At 65.8% G+C, this 18,463-nt stretch carries 16 protein-coding genes; 4 read left to right on the top strand and 12 right to left on the bottom strand.

Annotation, left to right across the window (positions count from 1 at the left end; translation table 11 throughout):
- Positions 1–19: 19 nt before the first annotated feature.
- The 4 genes from CVS48_RS07435 to CVS48_RS07450 all read right to left on the bottom strand — a co-directional run bounded on the left by CVS48_RS07435 (position 20) and on the right by CVS48_RS07450 (position 4,140).
- A complete protein-coding gene (locus tag CVS48_RS07435) occupies positions 20–823 on the bottom strand; it encodes a transglutaminase family protein (protein ID WP_050446175.1) in 804 nt (267 codons plus the stop codon).
- Positions 824–838: 15 nt separating this feature from the next.
- Positions 839–1,813: an alpha-E domain-containing protein gene (locus CVS48_RS07440; RefSeq protein WP_100853886.1), complete on the bottom strand. Its 975-nt coding sequence runs from the start codon at positions 1,811–1,813 to the stop codon at positions 839–841.
- Positions 1,814–1,815: 2 nt separating this feature from the next.
- On the bottom strand, positions 1,816–3,246 hold the full coding sequence (locus CVS48_RS07445) for a circularly permuted type 2 ATP-grasp protein (protein ID WP_100853887.1): 1,431 nt from the start codon (positions 3,244–3,246) through the stop codon (positions 1,816–1,818).
- A gap of 219 nt (positions 3,247–3,465) precedes the next feature.
- Entirely contained in the window at positions 3,466–4,140 is a 675-nt protein-coding gene (locus tag CVS48_RS07450; RefSeq protein WP_100857549.1) for a 5-formyltetrahydrofolate cyclo-ligase, read from the bottom strand.
- A gap of 162 nt (positions 4,141–4,302) precedes the next feature.
- Here CVS48_RS07450 and CVS48_RS07455 point away from each other — a divergent pair, with 162 nt between their 5' ends.
- The gene (locus CVS48_RS07455) at positions 4,303–6,441 is read left to right on the top strand and encodes a lytic transglycosylase domain-containing protein (protein WP_100853888.1); all 2,139 of its coding nucleotides are present in this window, start codon (positions 4,303–4,305) and stop codon (positions 6,439–6,441) included.
- Positions 6,441–7,571, top strand: a complete 1,131-nt coding sequence (locus CVS48_RS07460) for a tRNA nucleotidyltransferase/poly(A) polymerase-related protein (protein WP_100857550.1) — start codon at positions 6,441–6,443, stop codon at positions 7,569–7,571. The genes CVS48_RS07455 and CVS48_RS07460 overlap by 1 nt, the downstream gene beginning before the upstream one ends.
- Positions 7,572–7,580: 9 nt before the next feature.
- Here the strand turns inward: CVS48_RS07460 and CVS48_RS07465 are convergent, their stop codons facing one another.
- The 4 genes from CVS48_RS07465 to nhaA all read right to left on the bottom strand — a co-directional run bounded on the left by CVS48_RS07465 (position 7,581) and on the right by nhaA (position 13,015).
- A complete protein-coding gene (locus CVS48_RS07465; RefSeq protein WP_100857551.1) occupies positions 7,581–8,768 on the bottom strand; it encodes a class I SAM-dependent methyltransferase in 1,188 nt (395 codons plus the stop codon).
- A gap of 142 nt (positions 8,769–8,910) precedes the next feature.
- Positions 8,911–10,707: a DEAD/DEAH box helicase gene (locus CVS48_RS07470; RefSeq protein WP_100853889.1), complete on the bottom strand. Its 1,797-nt coding sequence runs from the start codon at positions 10,705–10,707 to the stop codon at positions 8,911–8,913.
- A gap of 278 nt (positions 10,708–10,985) precedes the next feature.
- Complete coding sequence (locus CVS48_RS07475; protein WP_100853890.1) at positions 10,986–11,747, bottom strand: uracil-DNA glycosylase; 762 nt, start codon at positions 11,745–11,747, stop codon at positions 10,986–10,988.
- A 38-nt stretch (positions 11,748–11,785) separates the two neighbouring features.
- Positions 11,786–13,015, bottom strand: coding sequence for a Na+/H+ antiporter NhaA (gene nhaA, locus CVS48_RS07480; protein WP_100853891.1), 1,230 nt, complete (start codon positions 13,013–13,015; stop codon positions 11,786–11,788).
- Between the two features lie 389 nt (positions 13,016–13,404).
- Between nhaA and CVS48_RS07485 the strand changes: the two genes are divergently transcribed.
- Together CVS48_RS07485 and CVS48_RS07490 are read left to right on the top strand one after the other, a co-directional pair.
- Positions 13,405–13,782 (top strand): hydrogenase, encoded by a 378-nt coding sequence (locus CVS48_RS07485; protein WP_100853892.1) that lies wholly within the window; start codon positions 13,405–13,407, stop codon positions 13,780–13,782.
- Positions 13,779–14,942 carry a glycosyltransferase gene (locus CVS48_RS07490; protein ID WP_100853893.1) on the top strand — a complete coding sequence of 388 codons (1,164 nt, stop codon included), beginning with the start codon at positions 13,779–13,781 and terminating at the stop codon, positions 14,940–14,942. Before CVS48_RS07485 ends, CVS48_RS07490 begins: the two co-directional genes overlap by 4 nt.
- A 69-nt stretch (positions 14,943–15,011) precedes the next feature.
- Here the strand turns inward: CVS48_RS07490 and CVS48_RS07495 are convergent, their stop codons facing one another.
- From CVS48_RS07495 to CVS48_RS07510, 4 genes are all read right to left on the bottom strand, one after another.
- Positions 15,012–15,476, bottom strand: coding sequence for an HIT family protein (locus CVS48_RS07495; protein WP_100853894.1), 465 nt, complete (start codon positions 15,474–15,476; stop codon positions 15,012–15,014).
- Positions 15,473–15,922 (bottom strand): GNAT family N-acetyltransferase, encoded by a 450-nt coding sequence (locus tag CVS48_RS07500; protein ID WP_100853895.1) that lies wholly within the window; start codon positions 15,920–15,922, stop codon positions 15,473–15,475. The genes CVS48_RS07495 and CVS48_RS07500 overlap by 4 nt, the downstream gene beginning before the upstream one ends.
- A 46-nt stretch (positions 15,923–15,968) precedes the next feature.
- Positions 15,969–17,435 carry a polyphosphate:AMP phosphotransferase gene (pap, locus tag CVS48_RS07505; RefSeq protein ID WP_100853896.1) on the bottom strand — a complete coding sequence of 489 codons (1,467 nt, stop codon included), beginning with the start codon at positions 17,433–17,435 and terminating at the stop codon, positions 15,969–15,971.
- A gap of 85 nt (positions 17,436–17,520) precedes the next feature.
- A complete protein-coding gene (locus CVS48_RS07510; protein WP_100853897.1) occupies positions 17,521–18,375 on the bottom strand; it encodes an MBL fold metallo-hydrolase in 855 nt (284 codons plus the stop codon).
- Positions 18,376–18,463: the final 88 nt, after the last annotated feature.

Here is an 18,463-nt window from a genome sequence, read left to right on the forward strand (position 1 = left end):
TGCGGCGCGGGCGCGGCGGTTATTGCTGGCCGGACGTCTGCACCTGCACGCTGATCTCCATGGATTCCTCGCCGCCGCCGCTGCGCACGCCGCGCACCGGCGAGGCCGAGTCATAGTCGCGCGCCACGGCCAGGCGGCAATGGCTGTCCGAGGCGAACTGGCGGTTGGTGATGTCGACGCTGGTCCAGCCGATATCGGCCAGCCATACGTCGGCCCAGGCATGGCTGGCCGAGTGTTCGGTGGTGGTGTGCACGTAGCCGCTGACGTAGCGCGCGGGCACGCCCAGGCCGCGCACGCAGGCCAGGAACAGGTGGGCGTGGTCCTGGCATACGCCGTGGCCCATCGCCAGGACCTGGTTGGCGGCCGTGGTGACGTCGGTGGTGCCGGGCTCGTAGGCGACCCGGTCGCTGATGGCGTTGGCCAGCGCCAGGATGTCGTCCGGGGTGGTGATGCCGTTGGGCAGCACGCTGCGCACAAAGGCAAGAATGGTGTCGTCGGCTTGCGTCAACGAGGTCTGCACGCAATAGGCGTGGACGGGCAGGCGGCTGTCTTCGCCGCCCAGCAGGCCGCGCGTCAACGGCGCCACCTGCACCTGCCCCACCACGCGCAATTCAATATCGGTGTGGGGCCGGTTCAAGGTCAGCGTGTGCGTGATGTTGCCGTAGGCGTCCACCTGCTTTTCCAGCGCGCCCGGTGCTTCGATGTTCCAGCGCAGCAGGCGCTGGTGCTCGTCGTCGCGCGGGGTCAGGCGCAGCGTCTGGATGCTGTAGGTGACCGGCGCGGTGTAGCGGTAGTGGGTGATGTGCGTGATGAACTGTTTCATGGTGCTGTCTCCAGGTTATGCCGACAGCGGAACCAGGAAGTCCTGGCTGATCCGGTTGCCCAGGTCGTTGATGCGGTCCAGGAAATGGTCCAGGTATTGGTGCAGGCCACTATCCAGGATGTCTTCGACGCGGCCGAATTGCAGCTCGGCGCACAGCATGCCCGCGCGCCGCTGGGTTTCGGTCGAGCGCTGGTTCGATACGCGCGCCAGGTCCTCGGACACCGCGCGCATCGACGCCAGCAGCGATCGCGGCATGTCGGGGTGCAGGATCAGCAGCTCGGCCACGCGATCGGGCGTGATGACGTCGCGATACACCTTGCGGTAGATCTCCAGCCCGGACACAGAACTCAGCAGCGCCGACCAGCGATAGAACTCGCTTTGCAGCGCGGCGGTGCCGGAGGGTTCGCCGCGGGACTCCATCGTGCCGTTGCTGCCGCGTTCATGGAACTTCACGTCCAGCATGCGGGCGGTGTTGTCCGCGCGTTCCAGATGCATGCCGATACGCAGGAAGTACAGCGCCTCGTCTTCGAGCATGGTGCCGATGGTGACGCCACGCGCCAGGTGCGAACGGAACTTCACCCATTCGAAGAACTCGCCGGGGTTGCGTTCCAGCAGGCCGGTATGCAGGTGCTTGAGCAGCTCCAGCCAGGTGGTGTTGTACGTTTCCCAGACTTCGGTCGTCAGGCTGCCGCGCACGGCGCGCGCGTTCTCGCGGGCGGCACGCATGCAGGAATAGATGGACGAGGCGTTTTCCGGGTCGCGCACCATGTACTGCAGCACGTCGTGCGGCGAGATGGATGCGTACTTGCTTTGATATAGCCCTTGCAGTTCAGAGATGCGCAGCACGCCCAGCCACGAGCCTTCGCGCGTTTGCGTGTCTTGCGGCAGCAGCGACATCTGCAGGTTCACGTCCAGCATGCGCGCGGTGTTTTCGGCGCGCTCGATGTAGCGGCACATCCAGAACAGGTTGTCGGCGGTACGGCTCAGCATGTTCAGTCCTCCAGAACCCAGGTGTCTTTGGTGCCGCCGCCCTGGCTGCTGTTGACCACCAGCGAGCCTTCGGTCAGCGCCACGCGGCACAGGCCGCCGGGCACGGTGCGGATGTCTTTGCCGCACAGCACGTAGGGGCGCAGATCCACGTGGCGCGGCGCCACGCCGGATTCCACGTAGGTGGGCACGGTGGACAGCGCCAGCGTGGGTTGCGCGATGTAGTTGCTGGGGTTGGCGCGCACGCGGTCCTTGAAGGCGTCGATCTCGGCATGGCTGGCGGACGGGCCCACCAGCATGCCGTAGCCGCCGGCGCCGTGCACTTCCTTCACCACCAGCTCGTGCATGTTGGCCAGCACGTGGGAAAGTTCGCTGGGCCGGCCGCAGCGCCAGGTCGGCACGTTGGACAGGATGGGTTCTTCGCTGAGATAGAACCGGATCATGTCGGGCACGTAGAGATAGGTGGATTTGTCGTCGGCGATGCCGGTGCCGATGGCGTTGGCCAGCGTGACGCGGCCGGCGCGGTACACCGACAGCAGTCCAGGCACGCCCAGGGCCGAGTCGGCGCGAAACGACAGCGGGTCAAGAAAGTCGTCGTCCAGCCGGCGGTAGATCACGTCCACCTTGCGCGGGCCTTGCGTGGTGCGCATGTAGACGGTGTTTTGTTCGACGAACAGGTCTTGTCCTTCGACCAGCTCCACGCCCATCTGCTGCGCCAGGAAGGCGTGTTCGAAGTAGGCCGAGTTGTACATGCCGGGCGTCAACACCACCACGGTGGGGTCGTCGCCGCCATGTGGGGCCACTTCGCGCAGGTTGTCCAGCAACAGGTCGGGGTAGTGCGCCACGGGTTCGACCTTGATGCGGCTGAAGGCGTCGGGCATCAAGCGCATCGACATCTTGCGGTTTTCAAGCATGTAGGACACGCCCGACGGCACGCGCAGGTTGTCTTCCAGCACATAGAACTCGCCCGCGCCGGCCCGCACGATGTCCACGCCTGCGATGTGGCAGTAGATGTCCTCGGCCACATCCACGTCCTGCATTTCAGGGCGGTACTGGGCGTTCAGGAAGACCTGTTCGGCCGGCACGATGCCGGCGCGCACGATGTCGTGGCCGTGATAGATGTCGTGGATGAACATGTTCAGCGCGCGCACGCGCTGCTTCAGGCCGGCTTCCAGGTGCCGCCATTCGTCGGCGGGAATGATCCGGGGGATCAGGTCGAACGGGATCAGGCGTTCGGTGCCGGCGGCGTCGCCCGCGACCGAAAAAGTAATGCCGACCCGGCGAAAGCTCAGGTCGGCTTCCAGGCGGCGCACGGCCATGGCTTCAGCCGATTGCTCTTGGTGCCAGCGTTCGAACGCCTGGTACTGGGAGCGGATGCCGCCTGCGCCTTGGCGCATTTCGTCATAAGCGGCGGGACGGGATGTTCTGTCCTTCATGGCTCCTCCGATGCTGTGCTTGCTGCCGGCTTGTGGGTGGCCGGCTTGCACGCGGTCAACCCGGCCAATGCTCGGCCGGTCACAAACTAATAAGCAACCCGCGTGCCAGCTTTTGGGGACACGCCTTTGGGGAAATATCCTCTCAAGGGCGCTGAAACACCATCCCCTCGGCGGTTGATGGCACCGCTTTGGTGCGCGCCGCCGGGCGGTTCTGGTGCGTCAGTTCATGCGGAACGTATGCAGGGTGGTGCCGCCCGTGGTTCCTTGCGAAAGTGGCGCTTCCGGCACCCAGCCGTCCTGGGTCAGCACGGCGTCCAGCGGAAAGTCGTGCGGGGCGGCCTGGTAGTCGGCGTCCAGCTCGCCGCAGCTCCAGGCGATGCCGATGGTGATGAAGGGATGGCCGCGGTCGCGCAAGGCGGCCAGCGTGCGGTCGTAATAGCCCGCGCCATAACCCAGGCGGTCGCCGTGTTCCGTGTAACCCAGCGTGGGCACCAGGACCACGTCCGGCAGCACGTTGGGGCCGGCCACGGGTTCCTGGATGCCGTACGGGCCGGCGCGAAGCTCGGCATCGGGGGTCCAGGGCAGGAAGGCCAGCGGGGCATTGCGCTCGCGCACCACGGGCAGCGCCACGGCCACGCCGTTTTCCACCCATTGCGTCAGCAGCGGACGCAGGTCGGGTTCGCCGTCCAGGGGCCAGAAGGCGGCCACGGTGGCGGGCGCCGCGCGACCCGCGCGTACGGCCTCGTCGCGGGCCACATTCAGCCAGGTGAACAGCCGCGCGCGCATCAGCAAACCGCCGCGGCTGCGCTGGTCTTCGGGCATTTCGGCACGCAGTTTCCGCAATCGCGTACGGTGCTGGACTGCGGTATCCTCTGGAGTATTTTGCGTAGTCATGCAGTGGCTGTAATGGGGGTGGACAATGAAGGCGAAGATGAAAGCGAAGCTGCTGGCATCGGACGTGCAAGGCGGCGTGCAAGGCGCCCTGCGAAGCAGCGTGCCGATGTGCATACAGGCGTGCGGCAAGGCCTGGGTATGACGGTAAATGAGGGACGCGGCATGACACAAGCGCAGCAATCTGGACGGTATCAGAAAACTCGCCGGAAATCCCCGCAAGGCGCGTTCGCGCCGGACCCCCGCGCTGGCCTGCGCCGTTGGTTGCCCTTGCTGGCGCTGTTCACCGCCGCCTGTGCGCCGGTTGATGCCCAGCAGCGCAACGCCGCCATCAGCGCGCAAGCCCAAACCGCCGCCCAAACTTCCCAACCCGCCCAACCCGTCATTGCCGTGCCGCCCGCCGTGCTGGCCGGCCTGCCGCCCACCGCTGATACGCCCGCGCTGACCGCCGTGGTTGCCGCGCGCGAGGCCATGACGCGCAAGCAATGGTCCATCCTGGGCGCGCTGGTGCCGCAGGCCAAGCCCGACATCCTGGGCATGTACCCCGAATACTGGCTGCTGCGCTATCAACTCTGGACGGTGCCCGCCAGCGGCCGGCCCACGGCCGACCTGCAACGTTTCATCAGCAGCAACGGCGACGCCTATCTGGCTGACCGCCTGCGTGGCGACTGGCTGCTGGCCGCCGCCCGCAGCGGCGACTTCGACACCGTGCGCAAGCTGGCGCCCGTGAAGAACAGCAACGCCCAGATCGAATGCGCCATCCTGGACGCCAAGCACATGAGCGGCCAGCGTGCCACCGCCGAGCAGGCGATGTCGGCGTTCGCGCCGGGCAGCGCCTGCTGGGCGCTGTACGACCAACTGGTGGCGGATGGCGTGCTGGGGTGGGAACAGTTGGAACCGCAGTTGCGCGACGCCATCGAGGCCGACAAGACGTCCGACGCGCGCAAGCTTGTGCAATACATGTTCGAGCCGCGCGATCTGAAAACCTACGACGTCCTCATGAAGGACCCGATGAAGTGGCTGACCCGCCAAGACCGCATGCCGGTGGGCCGCAACGAGAAAGAGCTCGTGACCATCGCGCTGGCCCGCTTGGCGCGTTCGGACGTCAGCGTGGCCGATTCCTACCTGCGCCGCGAATGGGCCAAGTCCATGTCCAAGCCGAATCTGGCCTGGGTGCGCGGGCAATATGCGCTGGTCGCCGCGCTGCGGATGGATAGCCGCGCCGATGATTGGTACCACGAGGCCGGCCACATCCGCATGACGGAATACAACGCCGGCTGGAAGGTGCGCGCCGCGCTGCGTCAGCCGAAGATTGACTGGAAGTGGGTGATTGCCTCGATCGACGAGATGCCGGCGTCGCAGCGCAACGACCCGTCGTGGGTGTACTGGAAAGCGCGCGGGCTGGCGGCCACGGGCCGCAAGGACGACGCCAACGCCCTGTACGCCAGCATTGCCGACCGCTTCGATTTCTACGGCCAGTTATCGTCCGAAGAGTTGGGCCGGCGCATCAACGTGCCGCCGCGCCCGGCGCCCATCACCGACAGCGAAATCGCCGAAGCGCGCGCCAACCCCGGCTTGCAGCGGGCCGTGCAATTGTTCCGCCTGGGCTGGCGAGGCGAGGCGGTGCCCGAATGGAACTTCACGCTGCGCGGCATGAGCGACCGCCAACTGATGGCCGCCGCCGAACTGGCCCGCGCCGAGAACATCTACGACCGCGTGGTCAACACGTCTGACCGCACGGAAAAAGAGTTCGACTTCACCCAGCGCTTCATCGCGCCGTTCGAAGGCCGCGTCACCGCCAAGGCCAACGCCATCGCATTGGACCCAGCCTGGGTCTATGGCCTGATCCGCCAGGAATCGCGCTTCATCATGGATGCGCGTTCGCACGTGGGCGCGTCCGGCCTGATGCAGTTGATGCCGGCCACGGCGAAGTGGGTGGCGGGCAAGATCGGCATGACGGATTTCACGCCGTCCAGCGTGAACGATTTCGACACCAATACCGTCCTGGGCACCAACTACCTGAACATGGTGCTGCGCGATCTGGATGGGTCGCAGATGATGGCCAGCGCCGGCTACAACGCGGGGCCGCGGCGTCCGCAGAATTGGCGTTCCACCTTCTCGCATCCGGTTGAAGGCGCCATTTTTGCCGAGACCATCCCGTTCAACGAAACCCGCACCTACGTGAAGAACGTGATGTCCAACGCGGTGTACTACGCGGCGATGTTCAGCGGCCAGTCGCAGTCCCTGAAAGAGCGTCTGGGCAGCATCACGCCGCTGGGCGCCGAGAGCACCGCGGCCCGATGATGCCGGGCCCGACGCAAGACCCGGCCATCGACGGCTTGCAGGTGTATATCGTGGGCGGCGCGGTGCGTGACGCGCTGCTGGGCCTGCGGCCCGGCGACCACGACTGGGTCGTGGTGGGCGCCACGCCTGAAGACATGGTGCGCCGTGGGTTCATTCCCGTCGGCGGCGATTTTCCCGTGTTCCTGCACCCGCGCACCAAAGAGGAATACGCGCTGGCGCGCACCGAACGCAAGTCCGGCCGGGGCTACAAGGGCTTTACCTTCTATACCGGCGCCGACGTGACGCTGGAAGAAGACCTGCGTCGCCGCGACCTCACCGTCAATGCCATCGCCCAGACGCAAGACGGCGAATTGGTCGACCCGCTGGACGGCGCGGCCGATGTGCGCGCTCGCGTGTTTCGCCACGTGGGGGAAGCGTTTCAGGAAGACCCCGTGCGCATCCTGCGACTGGGCCGCTTCGCGGCGCGTTTCGATGATTTCACCGTGGCGCCCGAAACCCTGGCGCTGTGCCAGCGCATGGTCCAGGAAGGCGAGGCCGACGCGCTGGTGGCCGAGCGCGTCTGGAAAGAACTGTCGCGCGGCCTCATGGCGAAGAAGCCGTCGCGCATGCTGGACGTGCTGCGAGATTCCGGCGCGCTGGCCCGTGTGATGCCCGAACTGCAAGGGGTCAGCGAAGCTGGCGCCAACGTGGACCGGGCGGCGGAGCAGGGCTTGTCGCTGGCGGGGCGCTACGCCTTGCTGTGCCGCCTGACGCCCGAGCGCGAGGCGCTGGGCCGGCGCATGCGCGTCCCCACCGAATGCAACGACTACGCGCGTTTGTTGCCGGAGGTGCTGACGGGTCTGGATGCGGTGGAACGTGATACAGACGCGGACATGGCCAGTGACGAGTCCACGGAAGCGCAGTTGGCGTTGATGGAGCGCGCCGATGCGCTGCGCAAGCCTGACCGGTTTTTTGATCTGTTGAAGACGGCGTCGATCTTGCGGCCCGTGGACATGGCCGTGTGGCAGTCGCGGGTGGACGCCGTGCGCGGTGTGGATGCCGGCGCCATCGCCAAGGCCTGCGCCGGCGACCCGGCCCGTATCAAGAGCAGCGTCCGGCGCGCGCGGCTGGACCGGCTGCGCGCCGGCTGAGGCCGGCGGCTACAGCTTGCCCAGGCGGTCGCCGCGCGAGAATCCGGCCAGCGGTTCCGTCATGCCTCGGCCCACGGCCAGCACCTTGAAGAGTTCGCCCATTTCGGCTTCGGACAGCAGCTTTTGCACCGGCGCCACCGCCTGCGCGTATTGCTGCGCATCCGACGGGTCCAGTTGCGCCAGCAGATCCATCAGCCCGGCGTTCATCAGAAAGCGCGCCTGGGATGTGTAACCCAACACCTGCAAATTGGCCTCGAGCGCCGCATCCGCCATGGCCGTGAAATCCACGTGGGCGGTGATGTCCTGCAACCCCGGCGCGGTGAAGGGATCCCCATGCGCGTGATGGCGCAAATGGCACATGAGCGTGCCGCCCGCGCGTTGCGGATGGTAGTACTCGCTGCGCGGAAAACCATAATCCACCAGCAGCGCCGCGCCGCGCTCCAGCCAGCTACCCATGGCGGCGATCCAGGCTTCGCCCTGCAGATTGATTTCGGACACGTACCCGGGCAACGCCGGCATGCGCGCCGCCACGGCCTGCGCCAGTGCGGCCGGCGCGGGCCGGTCGCTCCAGACAAAGCCTTGCTGCGCATCCAACGCCACGCCGCGCTCCAGCACGGCGCCGTCTTCGCTCCAGCAGAACAGGGAAACGGGCATGGCGTCCAGCACCTCGTTGGCCAGCACGCAGCCCGCGAACGCGTCGGGCAGTGAATCCAGCCATTGCACGCGGTTGCCGAACGACGCCAGCCTTTCGGCCTGACGCGCGCGCAGGTCGGCCGACACTTCCAGGATCAGGTATTGCGTCTGGTCCAGCCCCAGCGCGTCCAGCTCGCGCAGCACGCCTTCAGCCAGTGCGCCGGTCCCCGCGCCAAATTCCAGCACCGTTTGCGTTTGGGTTTGGCGCAGCACCTGGGCCGCCTGGCGGGCGATGGTGCGGGCGAACAGCGGAGTCAGTTGCGGCGCGGTGACGAAGTCGCCGGCAGGCGTCTTGGCGCCGTCATCCGTATCGGCCAGCTTGACGTTGCCGGCCGCGTAGTAGCCCAGCCCGGGCGCGTACAGCGCCTCCGCCATCCAGTGATCGAACGGCAACCAGCCGCCATTGGCGGAGATTGTCTTGCGCAAGTGCGCGGCGGTGGCGTCGCTGTGCGCCTGGGCGGCGGGGGACAGGGGGGGGAGGTTGGCGGGCGCGGGGCGTTGCATGGTCGAGGAAGGCGTGGTCATGGGCGCATTTTCCCAAAAAAAGAACGGCGACGCTGGGCGTTGTTGGGCGCTTCAGTTTGGGGCCGCCCCAAAAACAAACCCCGCGACAGGCGCGGGGTTTGGTGGGGATCAAGCGGGCGAATTAGCCGCGGCGATCAGCCGGCTTGGCGAAACGCTTGGCGGGGCCGCCGGGGCGCTTGTCAAACGAGGGCTTGGCGCGGAAGCCGCCTTCCGGACGGTCACCGCCACGGAAGCCGCCTTCACGAGCGGGACGATCGCCGAAGCTGGGGCGGGCGTCACGGTCAGCGCCGCGGAAACCGCCTTCACGGGGAGCGCGTTCGCTGAACGGGCGGGCATCGCGCTGGGGGCGGTCGCCAAAACTGGGACGGTCGCCGCCGAAGCTCGGGCGGGCATCACGGTCACCACCACGGAAGCCGCCTTCACGCGGGGGACGGTCGCCGAACGGGCGATTGCCCTGGTAGCCGCCTTCGCGTTGGGGACGATCACCGAAGCTGGGACGATCGCTGAACGAACGGGCCGGACGGTCGCCGAAGGGGCGATTGCCTTGGTAGCCGCCTTCGCGCGGGGCGCTGTCGCGGTTGCCTTGGTAACCACCTTCACGCGGCTTGAATTCGCCACGGGGAGCGGCGCCTTCACGCGGGCCGCCAAACGAACGGCCTTCGCGGTTGCCTTGGTAGCCGCCGCCTTCATGGCGCGAACCACCAAAACCGCCAGGACGCTTGCCGAACGGCTTGCCGCCGCGCGGGGCGCCGCTGCCGCCGGCCGACGGACGCGGCGTGCGCTTGGGTTCCAGACCGGCGATGGTTTCCGGCGTAATCGTTTGGCCGATGTAGTGCTCGATACGGCGAACCTTGTGGCGCTCGGAGTGCGTGGCCAGCGTGAACGCCAGGCCGCTGCGACCGGCGCGGCCGGTACGGCCGATACGGTGCACGTAGTCTTCGGCTTGCATCGGCAGGTCGAAGTTGACGGCGTGGCTGATGCCTTGCACGTCGATGCCGCGGGCGGCAACGTCGGTGGCAACCAGAATGCGCAGTTGGCCGCGTTGCAGTTGCGACAGCGTACGGGTGCGCTGGCGCTGGTTCATGTCGCCATGCAGGGCAGCGGCGGCAAAGCCTTGGTCGGCCAGGCGATCGGCCAGGTCGTCAGCGCCACGCTTGGTGGACGTGAAGACGATGGCTTGATCCAGCTTGGCGTCGCGCAGCACGTGATCCAGCAACTGCATCTTGTGGCCGGCGTCGTCCGCGTACAGCAGGCTTTGCGTGATGTTGGTGTGCTTTTCCTTGGCGCCGGCCATCTCGATACGCTGCGGGTCGCGCATCATCTTCGCGGCCAGCTTGGCAATCGTGCCGTCCAGCGTCGCCGAGAACAGCAGCGTCTGGCGGTCTTCCGGCAGGCGGCTGACGATGGTTTCGATGTCTTCAATGAAGCCCATGTCCAGCATGCGGTCGGCTTCGTCCAGCACCAGCGTGTGCACGGTGTTCAGCTTGACGCGACCCGATTGCAGGTGATCGATCAGGCGGCCGGGGGTGGCGACCAGCACGTCAACGCGACGCGACAGGGCCTTCAATTGGGCGCCGTAGGGCATGCCGCCAACGACAGTGGCGGTGCGCAGGTCAGCCAGCTTGCGGCCATAGGTGGCCGTGGCTTCGGTGACTTGCAGGGCCAGTTCGCGGGTCGGGGTCAGCACCAGCACTTGCACGCCGACGCCCTTGTTGGCGGGCATCTGGGCAATACGGTGCAGGGCGGGCAGCATGAAGGCGGCGGTCTTGCCGCTGCCCGTTTGCGAGGACACCATCAGGTCGTGGCCGGCCAGTGCTTGCGGAATGGCGGCAGCTTGGACCGAGGTGGGGGTATTGAAGCCAGCTTCTTGAACGGCCGACAACAGAGCGGGTGCAAGACCCAGGTTTTCGAAAGACATTACTTTCCCTTGCCGCAGACAATGCGACGCAGTGCTTGGTCGGGCCAGGGGATTAGGCGGCCGGATCCAGGCGACGGTTGATGGAGCATCGTGCCGACCGAATCAACCGTGCGCGTGGCGCGTTCTCTTGTACAGATTGGAACGCAGGGCGAAAGGAAAGGAGGTCAGGAATCGATGATAGTTCGGCATGGGGCCGGGGCTAGGTTGCCCGGCAGACTGCAAAAAATGCCGCTAAATCAAAGCGGTAAATGCCGAACTCGTTTTGTGCAGTGCGGCGATCATAACCTGATTTCGCCCTGCAAGGGAATTACTTTTTTGTCCAGCCCCCAATCAATAGGGTTTTTCCCTTGGTTCACCAGCCATGCGTTGGTCATCTGAAAGTGCCCGCAGCCCAGGAAAGGCACGGGCGGCCTGCGGGCGGACAGTGGCGAGGGGTGGTTGGACATCAACACCAGGTGGCGATTGTTGTCCGGCAGCAACAATCGCTTGGCCTGCGCATGGGCGCCCCACAGCATGAACACCTTGGGTGCGGGGTCGCGCGCAACCAATGAGATCAGCGCATCGGTCACCGTTTCCCAGCCGCGCTTGGCGTGCGAGGCGGGCTGGCCGTCTTCCACCGTCAGGCAGGTGTTCAAGAGCAACACCCCCTGTTCCGCCCAGGGGCTGAGGTCATTGCCGGCGGGAATGGCGGTGCCGGGGTATTCCTGCGCGATTTCGTTGAAGATGTTGCGCAGGCTGGGCGGGCGCTTGCAGTCATCGGGCACCGAGAACGCAAGCCCTTGGGCTTGGCCGGGGCCATGGTAGGGGTCTTGTCCCAGGATCACCACGCGCACATCCGAAGGCGCCAGGCCGTGCAGGGCGCGAAACGGCGTGGCCGGGTACACGACCGCGCCGTCTGCAAGGCGCTTTTCCACGTGGGCGGTGGCCGAGGCCAGCGCATCGGCCACGACGCGTGGCGCGAAAGCCGCAGCCCAGGCGGCGGGAAGTTCAGCCGTCTGGGCGGCAAGGGCGTTGGGAGTCAGGCGGTTATCAATCGGCATGGGCGCGATTTTGGCATAGCGCGCGCCAGCCTCGGGGCTTAACGCGCGGCCTCGGTCGCGGTAACTTCCGCTGCCGGCGCACCGCTCATGCGCAGCAGCAGGAAGCCCAGCACGGCGGAAAGCAAGGAGCCGGTCAGCACGCCGATCTTGGTGGCGTCGATGGTGGCGGCATCGGTGAAGGCCAGGGCGCCAATGAAGAGGCTCATGGTGAAACCAATGCCGCAAAGCATCGACACACCATATACCTGCGTCATCGTCGCATGGCGCGGCAGGCTGGCGATGCCGCTCTTGATGGCCAGCCAGGCGAAGCCGAACACGCCCAACTGCTTGCCCAGGAACAGGCCCAGCGCCACGCCCATGGGTACGGGCTGCGCCAAGCTGGACAGGCCCATGCCCGCGAACGACACGCCCGCGTTGGCGAATCCGAAAATCGGCACGATCAGCAACGCCACGGGCTTGTGCAGGGCGTGCTCCAGGTCATGCAGGGGGGAATGGGCCTCCGGCTTGCCTTGGTTGCGCGGCCGCAGCGGGATGGTCAGCGCCAGCGCCACGCCGGCCAAGGTGGCATGCACGCCGGACTTCAGGACGAAATACCAGAGCACGGCGCCGATCAGCAGGTAGGGCGTCAGGCGCAGCACGCCGGCGCGGTTCAGGCAGAACAGGCAGGCCAGCAGCGCGCCCGCCATGCCCAGCGCGAACACTTGCAATTCCGACGTATAGAACAACGCGATGATGACGATGGCGCCCAGGTCATCCAGGATGGCCAGCGCGGTCAGGAAGATCTTCAAGGACGTCGGCACGCGGCTGCCCAGCAAGGCCAGGATGCCCAGCGCGAACGCGATGTCGGTCGCGGCAGGAATGGCCCAGCCGCGCAGGGTTTCGGGGCTGCCCAGATTGATCAGCACATAGATCAGCGCGGGCACCGCCATGCCGCCCACGGCGGCAACGCCCGGCAGCACGATGCGGCCGACGCCACGCAGTTGGCCGTCCATGACCTCGCGCTTGATCTCCAGGCCCACCAACAGGAAGAACACCGCCATCAGACCGTCATTGATCCAATGCAGCACCGTTTCCTTGAGCACGACGGGGCCGGCTTCGAAGCCCAGCTTGGCCCCCAGCACATCGAAGTAAACAGGGGCGGCCGGGCTGTTGGCGATGATCAAGGCGACCAGCGCGGCGGCCATGAGCACGTAACCGCCCAGCGCTTCTGAACGCAGGAACGCCTGGAGGAAGGAGACGGGGCGATGGGGCGTGGCCTGCTGGTTCAATGAGCGTCCTTTGTGTGATTTGTTAACATCGGAAATTGTGCTGAATTTTACCTGAACGGACTGTCAGGCTGGCGGGCGCACGGCGATGCCGACTTGATAAAGAGCGGGGCAACTGTATGCCAACGTCGGCGAAATTCCTTCCTTTCTCAGAAATTCCTGAGTAAGCAGCTTTGGCTGCCATTGAGCCGGCAGGGCTGAACGTCCTGCCTTTGGACGCTTGCTCTGCGGGTCGCACGGATGACTTCCGGGCAGATTTCAACTAAATTCCGATTCTCGGTGCGTCAAGTTGTAATAGGCGTGTCAATTAATTTCGATTATCAGAATTTTCTTGAACATTTTGCTCAGTTCCTGGCTAACAGCAGCGGGCTGGCAACCTTCGCTAGCCCCTCATGCCTCTTGATCCTCTTTCCGTGCTGATGTACCGGCCAGCAACATCCAGTGTCCGCCGTCTGGTGGACATCGGTCGCGCTCTGCCTTCTCCGGCCGTATCCGCTCCGCATGGGGCCTACGAAGTGCTGCGCCTGACGCCCAGCATGCGCCTGTTGACGTGGCGGCGCGAAGGCGCGCGCTTCGATTTGTCTGGCACAGGCCGAATCCAGGTGTGGGCTGGCACGCGATTGGCGGCGTCCGAGTGCGCCGACGACTGCCGCATACATGGCATTCCACCCCTTGAGCAGGACGACGTGGCCTATCTGGAAGCCTATCTTTTGGCCCGCGACCGCGCATGGAACAATTCCAACTCGCCCGAAAATTCGACGCTCCGATGACGCCACCTGTCTTTGATTCGCCGACCGGCAAGGCCGGCGCCCGTTTGCGCATCCTGCATACGGAGGCCGCCACCTCGTTCGGTGGGCAGGAGTTCTGCATCTTCAAGGAGATGGTCGCGATGCGCGACCGTGGCCACCATCTGGAACTGGTCTGCCAGCCGGGCGCGGAACTGGGCGACCGACTGAGCCAGGCGGGGTTCACGGTGCACCGCATCGTGATGGACGGCCCCGGCAATTTCCTGCGTGGCGTGGCGTTCGTGCGCCGTTTGTTGCGGCGCGAGCGCTTTGACGTCCTCAACACGCACAGCCGCCGTGACACCGTGCTGGCGGCGCTGGGCGCAAGGCTGGCGGGTACGCCGCTGATCGTGCGTACGCGGCATCTGGCCAAGCCCATCAATTCGCTCTATGCCTATACCTGGCTGGCGCATCGCGTCATCGCCGTCAGCCGGTATGTGCGCAGGCAATTGCTGGATGGCGGCGCGCGGCCGGAATCCGTTGCGACGATCCATTCGCCGGTGGTGCTGCCGCAGGTGCGCGAAGGCGTAAGCCTGAGGCAGGAACTGGGCTTGCCGCAAGATGCGCTGGTGGTGGGTTGCGTGGCCGTCATGCGCGCCGAAAAGGGCCACGGTGACCTGATCGACGCATTCGAACAGATTTCCGCCCGCTTTCCGACCGCGCATCTGGTGCTGGTGGGCGACGGCATGCCGCTCTTCGAGCAGCTGCAGGCCAAGGTGGCGGCGCTGGGGCTGGCGCAGCGGGTCCATTTCACCGGTCGGCGCCACGACATCGGCAATGTGCTGATGGCGTTCGACGTTTTTGCTCTGGCGACGCACCGCGAGGCCTTGGGCACCGTGTTCATTGAGGCCGCGGCGATGGGCTTGCCCGTTATCGGCACCAACGTGGGTGGCGTCCCGGAAACCATGCAAGCCGGCGTGACCGGCCTGCTGGTGCCGCCGCGCGATCCCGCCGCGTTGGCGGCGGCGCTGGCGTCGCTGCTGGGTGACCCGGGCTTGCGGCGCCGGATGGGCGACGCGGGCCGGGAGCGCATCCGGGGCGAAGGATTGTTTTCCGCCGAGCGCATCGCGGGGCAGGTCGAGCACGCTTATACCTCGTGGCTGGCTGAACGAGGATGCCCTGACCGCGAGGCGCGGTCGGCGTAGGTACGTAATGAATGCAATGGGCGGAATGGGCCGACGCGGCGTTCCGGGGCCCGGCGCTCGGCCCGACACTCAATGCATGAGCAGCGCGTTCATGCTTTCCACCACACGATTGCGGTAGCGCGGCAGCAGGGCCTGCGTGCGCGCCTGGCGGTCGGTCCATTCCGAGGTTTCCGCGCCGGCGGCGATACGCGGCGCGGCCCAGATCGGGTCCGGAAAGTGGCGGTCACCGCGCCACCGCGGAATCACATGCCAGTGCAAGTGGGGCACCATGTTGCCCAGCGACGCCAGATTGATCTTGTCAGGCGCCAGCACCGATTGCTGCGCCTCTTCCACCGCGTACACCGCGCGCATGAGCAGGTCGCGGCCATGCGTGGACAGGCTGGTCATTTCGGCCAGATGGCCGTTCCAGATCACGCGGGTAAAACCCGGGTAGTCCGCGTCGTTGACCTCGATGACGCGCAGGTGCGGCCCGCGCCACAGTAGCGAGCCGCCATCCTCCAGGCATAGCGGACAGTTCGGGTCGCGAGCGCTCATGCCATCACCTTGCGGTACTGGATGAAGCCGGAGCGGTCCGCGATGCGGTCGTACAACTGCATCGCGGACGCGTTGGTTTCGTGAGTCAGCCAGTACACCCGCGAAGCGTTCGCGGCGGCGGCTTCGGCGTAGACGTGTTCGATCAGCGCGCGGCCCGCGCCCGTGCCGCGCACGTCCGCGTCCACGTACAGGTCCTGCAGGTAGCAGTAGTCGCCCGCCGTCCAGGTGGACCGATGAAAAATCCAGTGCACCATGCCGATGGCGCGACCGCCGCTGTAGGCCAGCGCGGCATGCATGGGTTCGGCGGGGTTCAGCAGGCGCGCCCAGGTGTTGCGGGTTACGGCGTCATCGATGTTGACGCGGTAAAACGCCTGGTAGCCCTTCCACAACGGCAGCCAGACGTCAAAGTCGGCGGCCACGACAGGGCGGATTTCAAGGGTGCTCATTGCGCGGGGTCTCCTGGCGGATTCGGATTCGGATTCAGATTCGGGTTCAGAGTTGATCTTCCATGGCTTGGACGATGTGTCGCAGCACTTGCACGCGAGCGTACCGCTTGTCGTTGGCCGACACCAGATGCCAGGGGGCATGGGCGATGTCCGTGCGCGTCAGCATCTCGTTGGCGGCGGCTGCATAGTCCTTCCATTTTTCGCGATTGCGCCAGTCATCCGGCGTGATCTTGAAGTTCTTGAAGGGCGATTTCTCGCGCTCCTTGAAGCGTTCAAGCTGCACGTCTGCCGTCACCGCCAGCCAGAACTTCAGCACGATCGCGCCGCTTGCCGCCAGTTGTTCCTCGAAGTCGTTGATCTCGCCATAGGCGCGCCGCCACTGCGCGGGCGCGGTCAGCTTTTCCACGCGCTCGACCAGCACGCGGCCATACCAGGACCGGTCAAAGATGGCGACACGGCCGTGGCGTGGCAGGTGACGCCAGAAGCGCCACAGGTAGGGACGCGACAGCTCGTAGCTGTTGGGCGCGGAGACGGGCGTGATGTCGAACTGGCGGGCGTCCAGCGCGTGCGTCACGCGCCGGATGGCGCCGCCCTTGCCGGCGGCGTCCTGGCCTTCGAAGACCAGCACCAGCGAGCGATCCAGGAATTTCCGGGACCGTGCCGCGCGCGCCAGCCGGCCTTGCAACAGGCCAAGCTCGGATTCGTAGTCGTCCTTGTCGATCTTGGCCTCGTAATCCAGCTTGCCCAGGCGGTCGACGATGCGCGCGGGGCGGGAATGCGCCAGGAACGATTGCGGGATGCGCGGCACGCTGCGCTGGCGCATGGCCGCCAGCACGGCCTCGGCCGTGCGTGCCGAACGCATGTTCTCGTCGGCGCTGGGGATGACGACCCAGGGCGCATGCCCGCTGTCCGTGTGGTTCATCACGACTTGGCCGGCGTTGCGGATGCGGTCGTATTTTTTGTAGACCTTCAAGTCCACCGGGCTGACCTGCCACGAGGTTTCGGGGCTGGCCAGCAGGCGCTGTGCGCGTTCCTGCTGGGCATCGGCCGACAGGTGGAACCACAGCTTGACGATCTGCACGCCCTCCATGGCCAGCATCGCTTCAAAGTGGCGGATGGCGGCGGCATGCGCGTCGATGTATTCCTGGTTGGGTTTCTTGCGGGCCGCCTCGATGACCAGCGGCGCATACCAGGACCCGAACACGATGCCGGTGCTGCCCTTGGGCGGCAGGTCTTTCCAGTAGCGCCAGAACGGCGGACGTTCGAGTTCTTCGCCTTCGGGCGGGCCATACGCCAGGGTCTTGATGTGGCGCGGGTCCATCCATTCGTTCAGCAGATTGATCGTGGCGCCTTTGCCGGCGCCGTCGATGCCCGCCACCACCACCAGCAGCGTCTTGTCCGCCTTTTCCAGGCGCTGGTATTGCGCATTGAGCAGGGCGACGCGCAGCCGCGTCTCCAACGATTTGAATTCGTCCTTGGACAGGATGGGGTCGGCTTCGGCTTCTGCGAACATGGGGATCGGTCTGGTCGGCTGTGGATCGACCGATCTTGAGGGATTCGCCCGCGCCGCGCAAGCACGGAACGCGCGACGTGGGGGCCTACAAGCTGTCGACCGGAATCTTCAGATAGCGCACGCCGTTGTCTTCGGGCGGCGGGAAATGGCCCGCCCGGATGTTCACCTGGATAGCGGGAAGAATCAGCGTCGGCATGGACAGGGTGGCGTCGCGCCGCGTGCGCATGGCGACAAAGTCGTCTTCGCTGATGCCGTCGCGGACATGGATATTGGCGTTGCGTTGCTCGGCCACCGATGTCTGCCAATTGGCGTCGCGGCCATTGGGCGGATAGTCGTGGCACATGAAGAGCCGGGTGTCGCCGGGCAGCTTCAGCAGGCGCTGGATCGAACGATAAAGCTCGTGCGCGTTACCGCCCGGGAAATCGCAGCGCGCGGTGCCCACGTCGGGCATGAACATGGTGTCGCCCACGAACGCGGCGTCGCCGATCAGGTAGGCCATGTCGGCCGGCGTGTGGCCCGGCACGTGGATGGCGGTGGCCTCAAGCTTGCCGATCGGGAAGGTTTCACCGTCGGCGAACAGGCGGCCGAACTGCGAGCCGTCAAGCTGGAACTCGGGTTCCAGGTTGAAGATCTGCTTGAACACGCCCTGCACGGTGCGGATGCTTTGCCCGATGGCGATGACGCCGCCCAGCTTGCGCTGCAAGTAGGGCGCGGCGGACAGATGATCGGCGTGGGCGTGGGTTTCCAGCAGCCATTGCGTGTCCAGCCCGTTCTCCCGCACGTAGTCCACCACCCGGTCCGCGCTGGCAGTGTTGCTGCGCCCGGACTTCGGGTCGTAGTCCAGCACGGAATCGATGATGGCGCAGGCGCTGCCGTCATGCACCACGTAGGTAACGGTGGCGGTGACGGCGTCGAAGAAGGCTTGGATATGTGGATTCATGGCGGCCCGTGAATATCAATATATGTATTTAAATAATATTGCTGAATAGTCTATCTGTAAATATAATGATTGCTCGATTTTTTCATTT

Source organism: Achromobacter spanius, from assembly GCF_002812705.1.
Taxonomy (GTDB): Bacteria; Pseudomonadota; Gammaproteobacteria; order Burkholderiales; family Burkholderiaceae_B; genus Achromobacter; species Achromobacter spanius.